The 17,094-nt window shown below is 60.1% G+C and carries 12 protein-coding genes; 4 read left to right on the top strand and 8 right to left on the bottom strand.

What is annotated here, in order from left to right; translation table 11 throughout:
- Positions 1-223: 223 nt before the first annotated feature.
- Both ACVOLQ_RS04920 and ACVOLQ_RS04915 read right to left on the bottom strand, forming a co-directional pair.
- The gene (locus ACVOLQ_RS04920) at positions 224-2,239 is read right to left on the bottom strand and encodes an ATP-binding protein (protein WP_481527287.1); all 2,016 of its coding nucleotides are present in this window, start codon (positions 2,237-2,239) and stop codon (positions 224-226) included.
- A complete protein-coding gene (locus ACVOLQ_RS04915; RefSeq protein WP_481527286.1) occupies positions 2,236-3,894 on the bottom strand; it encodes a DNA cytosine methyltransferase in 1,659 nt (552 codons plus the stop codon). The genes ACVOLQ_RS04920 and ACVOLQ_RS04915 overlap by 4 nt, the downstream gene beginning before the upstream one ends.
- Before the next feature lie 545 nt (positions 3,895-4,439).
- On the opposite strand from ACVOLQ_RS04915, the gene ACVOLQ_RS04910 reads away from it, so the two are divergent.
- Positions 4,440-5,666 carry a restriction endonuclease gene (locus ACVOLQ_RS04910; protein WP_481527285.1) on the top strand — a complete coding sequence of 409 codons (1,227 nt, stop codon included), beginning with the start codon at positions 4,440-4,442 and terminating at the stop codon, positions 5,664-5,666.
- Positions 5,667-5,746: 80 nt separating this feature from the next.
- On the opposite strand, the gene aceE is transcribed toward ACVOLQ_RS04910, so the two are convergent.
- A complete protein-coding gene (gene aceE / locus ACVOLQ_RS04905; protein ID WP_481527284.1) occupies positions 5,747-8,434 on the bottom strand; it encodes a pyruvate dehydrogenase (acetyl-transferring), homodimeric type in 2,688 nt (895 codons plus the stop codon).
- A gap of 395 nt (positions 8,435-8,829) precedes the next feature.
- Here aceE and ACVOLQ_RS04900 point away from each other — a divergent pair, with 395 nt between their 5' ends.
- Together ACVOLQ_RS04900 and ACVOLQ_RS04895 are read left to right on the top strand one after the other, a co-directional pair.
- Positions 8,830-9,327: a PadR family transcriptional regulator gene (locus ACVOLQ_RS04900; RefSeq protein WP_481527283.1), complete on the top strand. Its 498-nt coding sequence runs from the start codon at positions 8,830-8,832 to the stop codon at positions 9,325-9,327.
- Between the two features lie 87 nt (positions 9,328-9,414).
- A complete protein-coding gene (locus ACVOLQ_RS04895; RefSeq protein ID WP_313174037.1) occupies positions 9,415-10,206 on the top strand; it encodes a siderophore-interacting protein in 792 nt (263 codons plus the stop codon).
- 445 nt (positions 10,207-10,651) lie between these two features.
- Here ACVOLQ_RS04895 and ACVOLQ_RS04890 read toward each other — a convergent pair whose 3' ends face one another.
- Positions 10,652-11,407, bottom strand: coding sequence for a porin family protein (locus ACVOLQ_RS04890; RefSeq protein ID WP_481527282.1), 756 nt, complete (start codon positions 11,405-11,407; stop codon positions 10,652-10,654).
- Positions 11,408-11,459: 52 nt separating this feature from the next.
- Positions 11,460-12,524: a linear amide C-N hydrolase gene (locus tag ACVOLQ_RS04885; protein ID WP_481527281.1), complete on the bottom strand. Its 1,065-nt coding sequence runs from the start codon at positions 12,522-12,524 to the stop codon at positions 11,460-11,462.
- A 161-nt stretch (positions 12,525-12,685) separates the two neighbouring features.
- Here ACVOLQ_RS04885 and ACVOLQ_RS04880 point away from each other — a divergent pair, with 161 nt between their 5' ends.
- Positions 12,686-13,012 carry a hypothetical protein gene (locus tag ACVOLQ_RS04880; RefSeq protein ID WP_481527280.1) on the top strand — a complete coding sequence of 109 codons (327 nt, stop codon included), beginning with the start codon at positions 12,686-12,688 and terminating at the stop codon, positions 13,010-13,012.
- Positions 13,013-13,126: 114 nt separating this feature from the next.
- Here ACVOLQ_RS04880 and dcp read toward each other — a convergent pair whose 3' ends face one another.
- The 3 genes from dcp to arfB form a co-directional block, all read right to left on the bottom strand.
- On the bottom strand, positions 13,127-15,286 hold the full coding sequence (dcp, locus tag ACVOLQ_RS04875) for a peptidyl-dipeptidase Dcp (protein WP_481527279.1): 2,160 nt from the start codon (positions 15,284-15,286) through the stop codon (positions 13,127-13,129).
- 106 nt (positions 15,287-15,392) lie between these two features.
- On the bottom strand, positions 15,393-15,995 hold the full coding sequence (locus ACVOLQ_RS04870; protein WP_313174041.1) for a lysophospholipid acyltransferase family protein: 603 nt from the start codon (positions 15,993-15,995) through the stop codon (positions 15,393-15,395).
- 3 nt (positions 15,996-15,998) lie between these two features.
- A complete protein-coding gene (gene arfB / locus ACVOLQ_RS04865) occupies positions 15,999-16,430 on the bottom strand; it encodes an alternative ribosome rescue aminoacyl-tRNA hydrolase ArfB (protein WP_313495503.1) in 432 nt (143 codons plus the stop codon).
- Positions 16,431-17,094: the final 664 nt, after the last annotated feature.

The raw sequence follows: 17,094 nt of genomic DNA, 5'->3' as shown, positions 1-17,094 counted from the left end.
CCAACGACTAGACCCCTGCATTGAAATTCCGGCCGACTTATAGGCGTAGTTTTCGAGATAATTCGCAGAGATTCTTCTGCAACAGAATCAACCTGATGCGACTTCCACTTGGGCTGAGATCTCAAATATGCCTCGTGCCTAGACCAGTTCGTCCAGACAACTCCATCTGTCCACAGGGAAAGTCTCGGCCTCAAGGCCAGCGGCTGCAGCGACCTGACCATCATCAATCTCTACTAATCAAAAGTTCAGGGACGCCGACACTCTCCAAGACACGCAGAAACTCCGAGAGCGCCGCTTTGGCCTCGGAATTCCTATCGATGTGCCGCACAAGCTCAACCAATTCCGGCATCAACTGGGTAACCTCAACCTCCTCGCCGTTGAATCCGGTTTTGCGTTGCCATGCCCTCGCACCACTGTTTACAACTCGCACGGAAGTCTTGACGTTATTCGCCGCTGAGGAAGTGACGCCCCTGCCTCCGTTAGCAGCCGGCTGCGCAGGCTGCACCCCAATCCCAACAGAAGAACGTCTATCTGCGGTCGAACCTTGCACGTCCACCGGCGACGACGAAGGAACGGACTTTTCCTTCTTGTTATATCTGACACGCGCTGCCGCACGAGGCGCCTTAATCACATCTTCAAGAGGTTTGCGGATGGCAAAGGGCAAACGTATAAGCTGCTTGCTAATATCGACCTGCAACAGTTCATCTGCCATTCTATCGAAGTCGATGGCGACTCGAATTAGCTTCGTGTGCTCATCCTTAGCGAAAATGTCCTCCCAGCCACCCCATTTTATGAGGCGATGCAAACGGTAGAAGTACAAGCCCTGAGCGTCGTTGGCACGACCATTCAGAGTGTGGCGTTCCCGTTCGACACGTTGCTGCGTTGGCTCTAGGTCTTTGACGTACCCATCGAACTCTGACTCATTTGGGGTAACGTATGCGCGCACATAAAGCGCCGGAACTCGATCTTGCTCGTCGCTATCAAGGACGATCCGATGCTGATCGTACTCTGTACACAAAGGATGCCCCATAGGATTATTCGCACGCAGAACTTCATCGTTCAACTTGATAACAACCTTCTCGCGCCCAGGGACCTTGCCTTCAAGAAACCGATGAAAGACGAGCTCAAGGTGAGATTTGATCGATGCGAGCTCCTGTGCATAGGGCGAACTAGCCCCGCCTTTTGTTTGCACTAAGGTGGGACGCATCTTTGTGAGCAAAACAGCCGTACCCGACTCACCAATCTGCACAGAGGATGCATGCACGGGAGATACGGCTTCATTTAGCAACGCCCAGCGCCGCGTGCTCGCAAGATGATCCTTATCCCAAGTGAGTGTCCCAAGCTCACCTTTAGCTACCTTTGAAACCACCGTCAAGCTGTCGGCCTGGGACCATGCAGCACCCTTCAAACCGTAACCAAACTTACCTAGATCGCCATCGTCATAGTTACGCTGATGCCCTATCTTCATTGCATCGCGCAAACCCGAAGGAGTCATTCCGACACCGTCATCACGAACACACATCCATCTGCCATCCATATTCGGATTCGGGAAAGTGATGATGATCTCGCGGGCACCATGCGAAAGACTATTGTCCACAAGATCAGCTACCGCACTAGGAAGCCCGTGACCCGCACGGGCAAGAATGTTGAAGAGACCAAGTGGGTCAGGTGCGACTTCCTCCTCTTGGACACCGTTGATCTGCGTCAGCTCCGAGGTTTTCGACATTTCAAGATCCCCATCAAATAGTTGCGGAAAGCTCGTTGCTAGTACACTTCGACTATGAGCGCCTTCGTCGCCGTACAGCGAAATCATTGCCGACCGCCCCAATCGCGCGCTCTCCCCATGACCTAGAATCTTGGCATGAGCGGGGTGATCAGCTGCAATAACGACCCACGATGCTTTCGCAGGGGTCGTCGAAGCATTAATACTCATCGCAAAGAGAGCACCTGGGTGAACAAAGCCGTAGTACGAACTCGTCGGGCAGTCACCTTCCAATCTCCAGTTCTTCCCCTGCCGCTTGAGCCGAGAAGCAACGTCAACAACAGCACGTTCGTCCTCAAGCCTACGACAACTAATTGCAATAATCGCAGAGTCATTTGCCGAAGGAAAAATTCTATCGACGACGCCGCGATCGAAATTGATAGCACGCTGCTTCGCTCGCTCCTTCCCCTGTCGGCGGTACTCATGAAACATGCCCAATTCGGACTTGGTTAGCAAACGAAGAACTAAGAAGTTCACTTCTTGCCCTCCGTGGTCTTAATCTGCGACGGCTTCAGGCCAAGCAGCGCCAAGCGCATATCAACCGTTTCCGGCGCCCCCAGTGAATTGCGAATTCCACGTGCGATGGCATAAGCGAAGAGCGGCGGCACCGCATTACCAATCTGCTTGAAGGCGGGATTCATTGAGCCCTTAAATACAAATCCGTCAGGGAAAGACTGCAACCGTGCGGCCTCCCGAATGGTGATGGTCCTTGCCTGCTCAGAGTCAAAGTGGATATGAGAGTAAGAGTCCTTGCCGAGGTGTGCCATGAGGGTGCGCGAGGGGGTGTCAGGCCGGAGTTTCCACCATTTATTTGGAAACTTAGCAGGATCGTAAGGGATGTGCCAAGCGGCGATGAAATCCCGGACATCTGCATTCCGAGGATTTATGGACAGTCCGTTGCGCTCTCGAGCAGCCAGCCAAGTCGATATCTTCTTCTCGACATACGCATGAACTTGGGGATATTCCCACCCGGGCTGAATCTCAGCAAAAATTTTGTAATCCCTTGGCAAATATCGAAAGACGTGCCCCGTGGTTGATTGAGTAGCGAAACCGTACCATTCCCTCATCAGCCTCGAGTACGCCGTCGTCGGCTTCCTTGCGGTGTATTCGACGGGTTCCGATGGATCTTTCACCCCACGACGAATTGCCCCGCTTTGCAACATCTCCCGAGCGTACAAGGGAGGAAGATCCGCGAGTGCATGCGACGTTGGAGTGGCAATAGGCGAATCAGGAGCAGGGTCCGGGATCCAGCGGTGATACTCAGAGCCTTCGGCCTTTAGCACGCGACGAGCAGCATTCTTGGAACCGGTGTAGCCCGGAGGCAAAACCAAATGATGCGTAGGCACCGGAAACCGTGGCTTGATACCCGTAGACCGGTGAAAGCCAATAAGGATCATCCTTTCCCGCATTTGAGGTACGCCATACCAAGCAGAGTTCAACAGCGTATAGGCAACGTCATAGCCCTCCTCAGCAAGACTCTTTGAGACGAGCTCTGCAACATTTGTACCTCCATGATTGAGAATGTCGGGTACATTTTCCATCAAGAGAGCCACAGGCTTCGTGGCGCGAATGAACGCGACGTATCGTTCCCACAGACTCACTCGTCCATCCACAAGGAATGCTTGGTCAGCAGTTACTTCCTCGCGGAGCCTTGCCTGCTCGCGAAGCTTTGCTCGTCCGACACGAGCAAATGCTTGACATGGAGGCCCACCAACTAGCACGTCGATCTGATCATCAGTTGACCCACGCAAACCAAGTTCAGCAAAGACGCTATCCGCGGTTTCCGTTACCGCATCACGGGGGGCGTGATGAGCAGACCTATCTCCACCTAACGAATGCGCCCCGAAATTTGCACCATGGGAACGCGCAGCCCAAGGATCCATTTCGATAGATGCCACCGGCCTGAATCCCGCGGTGAGAAAGCCCAGGGAGATACCTCCACATCCAGCAAACATGTCCATGTACCGGATGTCCCCCCCCAAACGAATGCGTTCAAGCTTGCTTTGAATCAGCTTTTCTTCCTGGCCCAAAGCAGCTGACGTTCTAGTCTTGTGCTGGGATGCCAAAGGAGCGCAGCTCTTCTCGGGCTTCTCTCTGAAATCTACTCTGCGCGAAATGGATTTGGTTGACATCCGATACTCTCATTGGAAACATACGTCAAAATCGCCCATGCGGGCACAATTGGCGAGAAAAAACAGCCTGCCCACACCTTCACTGAATCTCGGCACAGGTTGGGGGGCCTGCCAACCTAGTGCCAGACGCTTTCATGCCGCGCACACATGATGCCGCAGGTTGGAGCCTTATTGAACGTTTGCGAAGATGCAGACTTCAATACCGCTAAAAAATCGAAGTCCGTAATTATGTTACGAGGTTGGGGCTGCACCACAAGCCGCATCAAATAGCATCATGCTCAGCACTTTCGAGACTAAGCTGTGGACAAATGGCCCGACAGCCACCGACTTAGCGCTGGGCACCCACCACACTAAGGCACTGGCACGATCAGCCGTCCATCTCCTCACCGTCGATGCTCGCGGCACCGCGCGCATCCGCCACGACCCTCCCCGAATGCCCCCTCCCACAAGAACCCATGACTGATTAAACGGATGATCGCGTCGTCGACCCAACTCAACAATGGCGGCCTGCATTGCTTTTCACCTAGTGCGACTACAATCTTGCCATGACTCAAGAGGCAATTTTGCGTATGGGCACTGCAGCCACAGAGGCGGGAGAGAACAAGGCAATTTTACGTTCTACCGATTTAGTCGTTGATCAAATTTACCCAGGAGGACGACGAGGAAATGCTGGTGATGACCCACTGGTACACATCCTAGGGGTCAGCAACCAAGGAGGATTTAGACATTTGGGCCGTCGTGAACAGCCCAAATTGATCGTACTGACTACGACAATGAATGAATTGCACTGGCCCGACTCCATCGATTTAGAGACAGGAGTATTGACGTACTATGGGGACAACCGGCGGCCTGGCCAGGAGCTTCACCAGACACGGCGATGGGGTAATGAGATGCTCCGAGACGCATTTGCACGCGGCTCGAACAACCTAGACAGACGGCACGTTCCACCCATATTTGTTTTCCGCAACACTGGAAACTACAGAGATGTCGTCTTCTTGGGGTTGGCAGTACCAGGTGCAATTGGGGTTCGCCCAGCGGAGAGCTTAGTTGCCACATGGCACCAGCTTGACGGAAGGAGATTTCAGAACTATCGAGCTACATTCACGATTCTAGACGCTGGACGTATCAATCGCGCATGGATATCAGACATCCAACGCGGCGCCGCCCATACACCAAACGCCCCTTCTGCATGGAGCGCATGGATTGAGCATGGGCAACACGAACCACTTAGGGCGAGCTCGAGCCAAGCTTACCGTTCAAAAGCAGAACAATTTCCCTCTAGCCAGAAGGACGTGGAACTAATCAATGCTCTGATTGGGCACTACGAAGTAGACCCAGTGGGATTCGAATGGTGTGCAGCAGAGATTACTCGCATGCTACTTCCTAACATATCATCCATTGATGTAACCCGACCGTCCCGAGATGGCGGACGCGATGCAGTGGGCCGCTACCGAATCGGCCCGCTCGGATCTCGTGTTGAGGTCGAATTTGCTATGGAGGCGAAATGTTACTCAATGCATAACTCAGTGGGGGTACGACAAACCTCACGATTAATTTCACGACTTCGCCATCGCCAATTCGGCGTAATGGTCACGACATCTCACGTGAACAGCCAAGCATACAAAGAGATCGTCGACGACGGACATCCGATACTCATTATTTCCGCCAATGACATCGTTTGCGCACTAAGGTCTTTCGGGATCAGAAACCACTCCGATCTGATGGAGTGGCTCCAGTCGGTCGACCGAAAAGCTGGAGCTGCGCCTCCCTGAGAACCACCGAATAATAGTGAGTAACAAGCTAGGGCAGCCCCTTCAACCGGCCGCCCTAACAAATTCAAATAGACCTCGTATCAAACCCCAACAGGATTAGCCTTCTCCGGATCAATCCCATACTGCTTGATAGCCCGGGCAACATCCTTAGCCGTCATCTTCCCATCCTTAGCAAGCGCCGCAATGGCAGCATGCGCGATGTAATAACGGTCAACCTCGAAGAATCGACGCAGGTTGGCGCGGGTATCGGAGCGGCCGAAGCCATCCGTGCCCAGTACCGAATAGGTCGCCGGCACGAAGGCGCGGATCTGGTCGGTGTAGGCGCGCACGTAGTCGGTGGCGGCAATGACCGGGCCCTGGCGGCCTTCCAGCAGCTCGGTGACATACGGCTTGCGCGGTTCGGCTTCCGGGTGCAGGCGGTTCCAGCGCTCGGCGTCGAAACCATCACGACGCAGTTCGTTGAAGCTCGGGCAGCTCCAGATGTCGGCGGTGACGCCGAAATCCTTGTCCAGCAGTTCGGCCGCTGCAATGGCTTCGCGCAGGATGGTGCCGCTGCCCAGCAGCTGCACGCGCAGCTCGCCCTTCTTCGGCTTGCCGGCGTCGGTGAGCAGGTACATGCCCTTGATGATGCCCTCGGCTGCGCCTGCCGGCATGGCCGGATGGGCGTAGTTCTCGTTCATCAGGGTGATGTAGTAGTACTCGTCGATCTGGTCTTCCATCATGGCCTTGGTGCCGTGCTGGAGGATGACGGTTACTTCGAAACCGAAGGTCGGGTCGTAGCTGCGCACGTTCGGGATGCCGCCAGCGACGATGTGGCTGAAGCCATCTTCGTGCTGCAGGCCTTCGCCGTTCAGCGTGGTACGGCCGGCGGTGCCGCCGAGCAGGAAGCCACGGGTACGCATGTCCGCTGCCTGCCAGGCAATGTCGCCAATGCGCTGGAAGCCGAACATCGAGTAGTAGATGTAGAACGGCAGCATCGGTACGTTGCTGACCGAGTAGCTGGTACCGGCCGCCATCCACGAGGACATGGCACCCGGCTCGCTGATGCCCTGCTGCAGCACCTGGCCGCTCTGGTCTTCGCGGTAGTACATGAGCTGGTCGGCGTCGACCGGCTTGTACTTCTGGCCGTACGGGGCATAGATGCCGATCTGGCGGAACAGGCCTTCCATGCCGAAGGTGCGCGCTTCGTCGGCGACGATCGGCACCAGGCGCGGGCCCAGCTCCTTGTCACGCAGGCTGATGTTCAGCGTCTGCACGAAGGCCATGGTGGTGGAATAGGTGCGCTCGCCGGATTCCTTGAGCAGGCGCTCGTAGGTTTCCAGCTTCGGTGCGACGAAGGACTTGTCGGCCTTCTGGCGACGCTGCGGCAGGTAGCCACCCAGCGAAGCGCGACGCTCCTGCAGGTACTTCACTTCCGGCGAATCCGGGCCCGGGTGGTAGAACGGCACCTGGCCGTCCTTGAGCTGCTCGTCGGTGACCGGGATGTTGAAACGGTCGCGGAAATGGCGGACCGATTCGTCGTCCAGCTTCTTGGTCTGGTGGGTGGGGTTGAGCGCTTCGCCAGCGCTGCCCATGCCGTAGCCCTTGACCGTCTTGGCCAGGATCACGGTCGGCATGCCCTTGGTGTTCACGGCCTGGTGGTAGGCGGCGTACACCTTGTGCGGGTCGTGGCCGCCACGGTTCAGGCGCCAGATGTCGTCGTCGGACAGGCCGGCGACCATGGCTGCGGTTTCCGGGTACTTGCCGAAGAAATGCTCGCGCGTATACGCGCCGCCGAAGGCCTTGCAGTTCTGGTATTCGCCGTCGACGGTTTCCATCATCAGCTTCTTCAGGACGCCATTGGTGTCCTTGGCCAGCAGGGCATCCCAGTAACCGCCCCACAGCAGCTTGATCACGTTCCAGCCGCCGCCACGGAACACGCCTTCCAGTTCCTGGATGATCTTGCCGTTGCCGCGCACCGGGCCATCAAGGCGCTGCAGGTTGCAGTTGACGACGAAGATCAGGTTGTCCAGGCCTTCGCGGCCGGCCAGGGCGATGGCGCCCAGGGTTTCCGGCTCGTCCGACTCGCCGTCGCCGATGAAGCACCACACCTTGCGGTCGCTCTTCTCGATCAGGCCGCGGTTTTCCAGGTAACGCAGGAACTGCGCCTGGTAGATGGCAGCCAGCGGACCCAGGCCCATCGACACGGTCGGGGTCTGCCAGTAATCCGGCATCAGCCACGGGTGCGGGTAGGACGACAGACCGCCGCCGTCCACTTCCATGCGGAACTTGTCCAGCTGCTGCTCGCTGATGCGGCCTTCCAGGTAGGAACGCGCATAGATGCCCGGGGCGCTGTGGCCCTGGATGAACAGCAGGTCGCCCGGATGGTTGTCACTCGGCGCGCGCCAGAAGTGGTTGAAGCCCACGTCATAGAGCGTGGCGCCCGATGCGAACGAGGCGATGTGGCCGCCCAGGTCGCCCGGCTTGCGGTTGGCGCGCACGACGGTGGCCATCGCGTTCCAACGGATGATGGAGCGGATGCGCCATTCCAGTTCCGCATTGCCGGGGCTCTTGGCTTCCAGCTGCGGCTCGATGGTGTTGACGTATTCGGTGGTGGGGGAGAACGGCAGGAACGCGCCCGAGCGACGGGTCAGTTCAACCATGCCTTCCAGCAACTGATGTGCGCGCTCGGGGCCCTCGACATCGATAACGGCCTTCAACGACTCGATCCACTCCTGGGTTTCCAGGGGATTCGTGTCGTTATCAAGCATCTCGTTCAACCAGTTCATTAGCGCTCCCAGTTACTGCACGCACGCGCGCGCTTGTCATTATTTTGAGCCGTAAAGTGTAGCGCACCCGGTACCTTGCCAAGCTGGCTACGCATGCGTATGGAGTGCCAAGAGCCAGTGTCTGCAAGACATTTCGCGACAGTTCTCATGCACCGCCACGGACAGCCATGGACAGGCCGGGCATCGCCGTGCAGACGCTTAATGGCACTAAACACCGGGCGAACTTGCCATCGGCAGAGGTCAGGGCGGTGACAAGCCAGTCATGCTGCAATGCAGCAATGGACAATGAATGCAAGCCCTGCTGGTCTGCACCGTCCCACGGGAAGCGATGCCGTTTGCACCGGAAGAGTTTTCGATATATCGTTTTGCGCAAATTCGATATATCGAAAACTCCCATGACCAGCCCGGAACCCCGCCGCTCCCCCACCCCGCGCCCCTTGGGCCGTGGCGATCTGCGCCTGTTGCTGCTGGCCCTGATCGGCGAGCAGCCGCGCCACGGCTATGAGCTGATCCAGCAGATCAGCGAGATGTTCGTGCGCGTGTACACGCCCAGCGCGGGCTCGGTGTATCCGCTGCTGGCCGACTTCGAGAAGCAGCGCTGGGTAAGCGCCGAGGAAGACGCCGGACGCAAGCGCTACCACATCACCAGCCTGGGCCAGGCCCAGCTCAAGCTGCGTGCCGAGGACGTGGAAACCGCACGCATGCGTGCACGCCACAACTCGCGCGTCATCGCCAGGGAGAGCCTGCCTGCGCCGCTGCGCGATGCCATGCAGCAGTTCACCCACTCGCTGATGCTGCGCAAAGGCGATTGGCAGGACGCCGATGTCACGCGCATTGCCGGCTTGATTGCAGAGGCGACTGCGCTCGTACAGCAGCAGTCGCAGGAAAACTGATTCGCACCACCGTTGTTCATTACGACCCAGCCAGAGCGATCCAGCCACGGTCTCCCGGCCTTGCCGACACTGACCCCAGGTACCCCCATGTCACAGCATGAAACCCAATTGATCCGCATGACCCCGCGTTTCCGCCAGCTGCAGGTAGTGCACACGGAACGCCTGACCCCGAACATGCAGCGCGTTGTTGTAGGCGGCGATGCGCTGGAAGGTTTTGACAGCCGCTCACCGGATGACCACGTGAAGCTGTTCTTCGCCAATGCCGAAGGCGAATTTGTATTGCCGGAACTCACCGAGCAGGGCCCGCGCTATCCGGAAGGCAAGCAGCCTTCACCGGCGCGCGATTACACGCCGCGTTTTTACGATGCTGACGCTGGCGAGCTGGTGCTGGATTTCGTGCTGCATGGTGATGGCCCGGCGACGCTTTGGGCTGCCAATGCCAAGGTTGGCGACGAGCTGGTCGTTGCCGGCCCACGTGGTTCGCATGTGGTGGCCGATGACTTCGACTGCTATGTGCTGATTGGTGATGAGACGGCGTTGCCGGCGATCGCGCGGCGCTTGGAAGAGTTGCCGGAGGGTGCGGTGGCCGAGGTGTTCATCGAGATTCCGGAAGAGGGTGATCGGCAGCCGCTGGAAAGTTCAGCGCAGGTGACTGTGTCTTGGTTCGAGCGCAATGGCTTTGATGCGGCCAGCAGTACCTTGCTGGAAGATGCGCTGGTGGATTTCGAGCAGCCTGATGGTGATACGCACTATTGGATTGCCACTGAATCCAAGCGTGCGCGGATGATGCGAAAGTTTGTGGAAGGGCATTTGCAGGTGCCGAAGGAATGGATACGCGCGACCGGGTATTGGAAGGCGGATCCGAGCGAGGTGGAGTGATTGCTTCAGCCCATCCCCTTCGCTGTGCGAAAGGTGGGGGGCGAAGCTGTAGTGCCGAGCCATGCTCGGCTGAGGCTTTCCCGGTAAGGCTCCAGCCGAGCATGGCTCGGCTCTACACGGTCAAGAGCTACCCCTCCCCAGCCCTCCCCCTGCACTTCGTGCAAGGGAGGGGGCGAAGCTGTAGTGCCGAGCCATGCTCGGCAGAGGCTTTCCTGGTAAGGCTCCAGCCGAGCATGGCTCGGCTCTACACGGTCAAAAGCTACCCCTCCCCAGCCCTCCCCTGCACTTCGTGCAAGGGAGGGGGCCAAGCTTTGCCCCTCCCCTTTGGCGTAGCCAAGGGGGAGGTTGGGAGGGGGTTGGTTTTGCTTTGGGCATATGAGGGTTGCTGCTAAGAGCCCCCCTCCCTAGCCCTCCCCTTCGCTTCGCGAAAGGGAGGGGACTAAAGCTACAGCCTCCTACCGAACTGGTACGTCACACCCAGCATCGGGCCGGACAGGGACACGTCCAGGCGCTTGCCCTTGTCGCGGTAATCCAGGCTCTGGTGGCGGTAGCCCATCGATACGAACAGGTTGTCCGTTGCCTGGTAGTTGGCCAGTGCCAACAGCTGCCAGGTCGAATCCGAACCCACACCAAAACCGCCCACATCCACATAGGCAATGCTGCTCCAGCGCGGGCTCAGCGCCTGCCGCCAGCGCACGCCGGCAATCGGGTCGACGAAGGTGGAATCCGAACGCGCCGATACCAGACCGGGCACGTTCACCGCAGCCTCGATATCCCAGTAGCGAACACCCGCCAGCAGGTCGATGCCGGTGCGCTCATTCGCCAACCAGGCATAGCCTGCAGTCACGGTTGCCGAGGTCTGCTTCACTTTCACGTTCGCTGCCACGCCAATCGGTAGCGGCGTCGAATCCGAGGTGGAGGCGTGGGTGAAATCGGCCTGCAGCACGAAGTTGCCACGGCGCGCGGTGCCGGTGATGAAGGCCGCCGCGTCCAGGCTGTCCATCAGCTCGGAGAAGGACTTGTGTACGTCCGCCATCGGTGCGCTGCGGAACGGCCGAACTTGCCCTTCCATGCCGCTCATCCACACATAAGGCGTGGCCTGAAAGCGCCAGCTGTTGTCGTTGCTCTGTGCGTGCGCGAGCGGCATGCCGCCCATTGCCAACAGCAGGCACAGGTATTTGCGGGTGAATCGGGTTTTCATTGAAGCTCCAGATGATGCGTGCCCGCTTGCACGGGCACGGCGATTGCTCGCCTTATACGCCCAGGAAGCGGAAGGGCTTGGCGTCCTTGAACTGGGCGTTGGCTTCACCCGCGTAGATGGTGCGCTGCTGGTTGCCAAGGTCCAGACGCTTCACCTTGCCGCCGTGCTCGCTGAAATCAATCTTCTTCAGGTCCACCCAGAACACATTGGGTGCCAGCGCGGATTCGAAGTAATAGCGCATGCGCGACTGGTCGGACACTGTGCGCCAGCGCGTGGAGGAAATATTCGGCTGGTCCGGGGTGGTGATGCCGTACGGCACCGATACATTGCGTATCACGCCGAACACACTGGCAGTGGATTCCACCGGGTCGGTCGACTTGGGAATGGCGTCGATATAGAACGCGGCGCGGGCGAAGCGGTCCGAGGCGCGGTTGGTACCCGGCAACATCACCGTGCCGCCGATCTGGCGCCAGTAGGTTTCCAATGCCAGCTGCTCTTCGAAGATCGGCGAGTTGGTCATCACCTTGTAGTCGCGGCTGTGATGGATGACCTGCTTGCCCTTGATGTACTCGATGATGGCGCTGTCGCCACTGGCATCGGAGATGGACAGGTGCAAGGTGGCCAGGCGCTGCTCGCCGGGCGCTGCATCGCTGACCAGGGTGAAGGGCTCGGCGCTCAATACCTTCACCGCTTCCTCGACGGTGGCGAAGTTGTCGTGCATGTACTGCGTCCACACCGAAATGGCCAGGCCGGGCTTGCCACTGTTGCGCTCGGGGTATTCGGATTCGGCCAGCCACAGCAGGTTGGCGACCAGGCCGGCTTCGTTCATGCCGTCGGTGGTGGAAATGTCGTAGGCGCTGGCGATGACGCTGCCATAACGCGAAGTCCACTTCAGCGTATCCGGGCCGGTCTCGCCGCTGCGCTGCATGCCACGCGGGAACATCCACAGATGGGTGCCGGTATCGATCTTGTAGTCCATCGAACGGCCGGTGAAGATTTCATTGCCGGCGCCGTGATAGACGAAACGGGTGCAGGCATCGGCTTCGGATTGCACGCCGGCCAGTCCGAACAACACGGTGGCACAGGCGGCAATAATGGATCGCTTGGCTGATTTCATGGGGTGAGCTTCCTTTGCTGGATCAGGTCAGAGATGCAATCGGAATGATCCTAACAGCCATTCATTGTCCTATCGCGACAGGGTTGGCAGTCCTGAAAAACGGCAACCAGACAATGGGCCACTGCTATGCTCCGCACATATTCGAACGGAGGAACTGCCCCATGCCTCAAATCACACTGCGTCACACCGCTGCCATCCTCCGCCCGCTGCTGGTCGGCGGCCTGCTGAGCATCGCCCTGAGCGGCTGCTTGAGTGCGCCGCCGGTCAGCGACGACCCCAACTTCGGCCGCTGCAGCGACGCCTCGCTGCAATGGGCAGTGGGCACGGTCAATGACGAAGCCACCGTGCGCCGCCTGAAAAAGGAGAGCGGCGCAGGCCTGGTCAATCCCATCGGCCCGACCACCATCGTTTCCCGCGATATCCGCCAGGATCGCCTGCGCGTCTACACCGATGCCAACAACGTCATCACCAAGGTGCGTTGCGAGTAACACCAGCGCGTTGCAACTTGCAGCACCGCACGCGCACAAACACGAACGGCAGGGTTTCCCCTGCCGTTCGTGGTTTCACACGCTCACAAGTGCGAGCGCTTGTTTCAAGGCCGCTTACTTCAAACCGCGGTTGTGCAGCAGCGGTTCGACGCTCGGATCCTTGCCGCGGAAATCACGGTAGGCCGTCGCCAGGTCACGGGTATTGCCGATCGAGAGGATCTTGTCACGGAATACCTGGCCGTTCTCGCGGCTCAGCCCACCGTTCTCCTTGAACCACTCGAAGGCGTCATGGTCGATCATCTCCGCCCAGAAATAGGCGTAGTAACCGGCCGAATAACCGCCGCCCCAGATGTGGTCGAAGTAGCTGCTGCGGTAACGCGGCGGCACCTGGGCCAGGTCTACCTTGTAGCGCTTCAGCGCATCGGCTTCGAACTTGTCCACGTCCTGCAGCGGTGCGTCAGCGCCCTGCGTATGCCAGGCCAGGTCGAGCAGGGCCGCCGACAGGTACTCGGTGGTCATATAGCCCTGGTTGAAGGTCTTGGCCTTGGCGATCTTGTCGACCAGCTCCTGCGGCATCGCTGCCTTGGTCTGGTAGTGCTTGGCGTAGTTGGCAAACACCTTCGGGTCCGAGGCCCAGTGCTCGTTGAACTGCGACGGGAACTCGACGAAGTCACGCGGCACGCCGGTGCCGGCCACGCTCGGATACTTGGTCTTGGAGAACATGCCATGCAGGGCGTGGCCGAACTCGTGGAACATGGTGGTCACGTCGTCCCAGCTCAGCAGCGCCGGCTGGCCGGCGGCGGGCTTGGTAAAGTTGCTGACGTTGTAGACCACCGGCTTGGTGCCGGTCAGGCCGTCCTGCTCGACGAACACGTCCATCCAGGCGCCACCGGACTTGCTGTCGCGCTTGAAGAAGTCGGCATAGAACAGCGCCAGCGGCTGGCCGTCGGCATCGGTGACTTCAAACACGCGCACGTCCGGGTGATACACCGGCAGGTCCTTGCGCTCCTTGAAGGTCAGGCCGTAGAGCTGGTTGGCGGCGTAGAAGACGCCGTTCTGCAGCACGTTGTCCATCTCGAAGTAGGGCTTGATCTGCGACTCGTCCAGATCGTACTTGGCCTTGCGCACCTGCTCGGCGTAGAAGTCCCAGTCCGATGCGCTGGCCTTGAAGCCGCCCTTCTGCGCGTCGATCACCTTCTGGATCTCGGCCAGCTCGCCGCGCGCCTTGGCGGTGGCCGCCGGCACGGTGTCGGTCAGCAGTTTGAGCGCGTTGGCCGGCGTCTGCGCCATCTGGTCGGTGAGGTTGTAGGCGGCATAGTTCGGGAAGCCAAGCAGCTTGGCCTTGGCCGCGCGCAGCTGGGCCAGGCGCTGGATGATGGCGCGGGTATCGTTGGCATCGCCGTGCTCGGTGCGGGTTTCCGAGGCCTGCAGCACCTTGGCGCGCACGTCGCGGTCCTGCAGCGAGCCGAGTGCCGGCTGCTGGGTGGTGTTCTGCAGGCTCAGCACCCACTTGCCGTCGAGCTTGCGGCCCTTGGCCGCGTCTTCGGCGGCAGCGATGTCGCCTTCGGACAGGCCCGCCAGCTGCGCCTTGTCGTCGATGACCACCGCGCCGGCAGCGGTGGCCGCGACCAGCTTGTTGTGGAAGTCGTTGGACAGGGTGGCTTCTTCGGCGTTGTACTGCTTCAGGGTTTCCTTGTCGGTATCGCTGAGCTCGGCACCGGCCTTGACGAAGCCCTTGTAGGTTTCCTCGACCACGCGCAGCTGCTCGGGATCCAGGCCGGCTTCGGCGCGGCCGTCATAGACGGTCTTGATGCGCGCGAACAGCTTCGGGTCCAGGTGGATGGCGTCGCTGTGGGCGGCCAACTTGGGCACCACGTCTTCCTGGATCTTCTGCCGCTCCGGGTTGGTATCGGCCTGCACCACGCTGAAGAACACGCGGCTGACGCGATCCAGGATGGCGCCGGACTTCTCCATCGGCAGCAAGGTGTTGTCGAAGGTGGCCGGCTGGCTGTTGTCGGTGATCTGCTTGATCTCGGTCAGCTGCTGGCGCATGCCTTCCTCGAAGGCCGGCAGGTAGTCACTGTCCTTGATCTTGTCGAACGCCGGCGCCTGGAACGGCAGCGAGCTGGCGGTCATGAACGGGTTGGTCGAGGCATCAGCCGGCTGGCCTGCCTGGTCGGGGGTGGTGGCGGTCACGGGGGCGGTGGACTCCTTGCCGGAACAGGCGGCCAGCGCAAGGCTGATGGCGGCGGCCAGGACAACGGTACGCGACATGAAACGGCTCCTTGGGAACGGGCTTCGAACAGCCCTTTACCCTACTCCCTTCGCCTGTTTGCGGCATGTGCCGATGGTGGCGCCAAGCCGCGCCCGGCGCGGTGGCTCAACCGGTGCCGCGGTTGCGCCCCATCCACTGCCGGTACCACTGGCGGATGGCCGCCATATCGGCCACATCGTCACCGCTGGTATGGAAGACCGGACCGAAGCCGATCACCTTTTCCGGGTAGTGGAAATAGGCCGGGATGATGGGCACGTCGGCCATGCGGGCGATTTTCAGGAATCCGCCCTTCCATTCCGTCACCTGCTTGCGGGTGCCTTCGGGCGCCAGCGCATACCAGACCTGTTCGCTGTCGCGGATCATCGCCACCGCCTGGCCCACCGTGCCCTGCGGCGAACTGCGGTCCAGCGGCACCACGCCCAGCCGGCGCAGCACCACGCTCAGCGGCCACCAGAACAGCTTGTCCTTGCCGAGAATGCGCGCCTCCAGGCCCAGCGCCATCTTTGCCGCCAGGCCCCACAGGCCATCCCAGTTGGAGGAATGCGGCGCGGCAATCACCACTGCCTTGGCCAGGTCCGGCACCGGCCCACGGATATGCCAGCCGCCCAGGCGCAGGATGCTGCGGCCCAGCCAACGGCTGAAGGCGGCACCTTTACGCTGCGGGACGGCGGCGGGGACAACCGGAACGGTCGGTGGCGTGTTGCTCAAGCACTACTCCCAATTACGTGTGGAACGGCCGCGCTTGACCTGCGCGCGTTCCTTTTTCTGATCCAGCCGGCGCAGCTTGGAGCCATAGGTAGGCTTGGTCGCCACGCGTGCCTTGGGCACGCTCAGGCTGGCCTGGATGAAACTGGCCAGCCGTTCGCGCGCATCCTGGCGGTTGCGGTCCTGGGTGCGGAAGCGCTGCGCATCGATCACCAGCACGCCTTCGCTGGTGACCCGGCGGTCGCGGCGGGCCAGCAGGCGCTCACGCAGTGGTTCGGGCAGGGACGGCGAGCCGGCGATGTCGAAACGCAGCTCCACAGCGGTGGAGACCTTGTTGACGTTCTGGCCGCCGGCGCCGGAGGCGCGCACGAAGCGTTCGACGATCTCCGTTTCCGGTATCGCCAATCGTTCCGAGATTTCAATCTGCTCCGTCGCCATCGGCGCATTGTAAGGGCTGTTGCCCCTTCCCTTGCGCGCAGCGCAGGCGAGGGTTGGGGAGGGGTGCCTTTCGCGGCTGACGTTGAGTGCCTGGGTTGATTCTGACTACAAGGTCTTGCGGGCTGGGTTTTGCTGGCCGGCTGGGGCTTTAAAAGCACCCCTCCCCAGCCCTCCCCTTTGCTGCGCAAAAGGGAGGGAGCTCAAGCAAGAGCACCCCTCCCCGGCCCTTCCCTTTGCTACGCAAAAGGGAGGGGGCGAAGCGTGCAGTCGCGAGGTCTGCGGGGGCGCAGCCATCTGCCCCCTCCCTTGCGCGCAGCGCAGGGGAGGGTTGGGGAGGGGTGCTTTTCGCGGCTGACGTTGCGTGCCTGCGCTGCTTCTGAGTACAGGGTCTTGCGGGCCGGGTTTTGCTGGGCGGCTGGAGCTTTAGAAGCCCCCCTCCCCAGCCCTCCCCTTTGCTACGCAAAAGGGAGGGGGCGAAGCGTGCACTCGCGAGGTCTGCAGGGGCGCAGCCATCTGCCCCTCCCTTGCGCGCAGCGCAGGGGAGGGTTGGGGAGGGGTGCTTTTCACGGCTGACGTTGCGTGCCTGCGCTGCTTCTGAGTACAGGGTCTTGCGGGCCGGGTTTTGCTGGGCGGCTGGAGCTTTAGAAGCCCCCCTCCCCGGCCC

The sequence above is a fragment of the Stenotrophomonas sp. STEN031 genome, from assembly GCF_056759975.1.
Note: the sequence above shows the minus strand (reverse complement) of the source record. Positions and strands in the feature narration are given on the sequence as shown.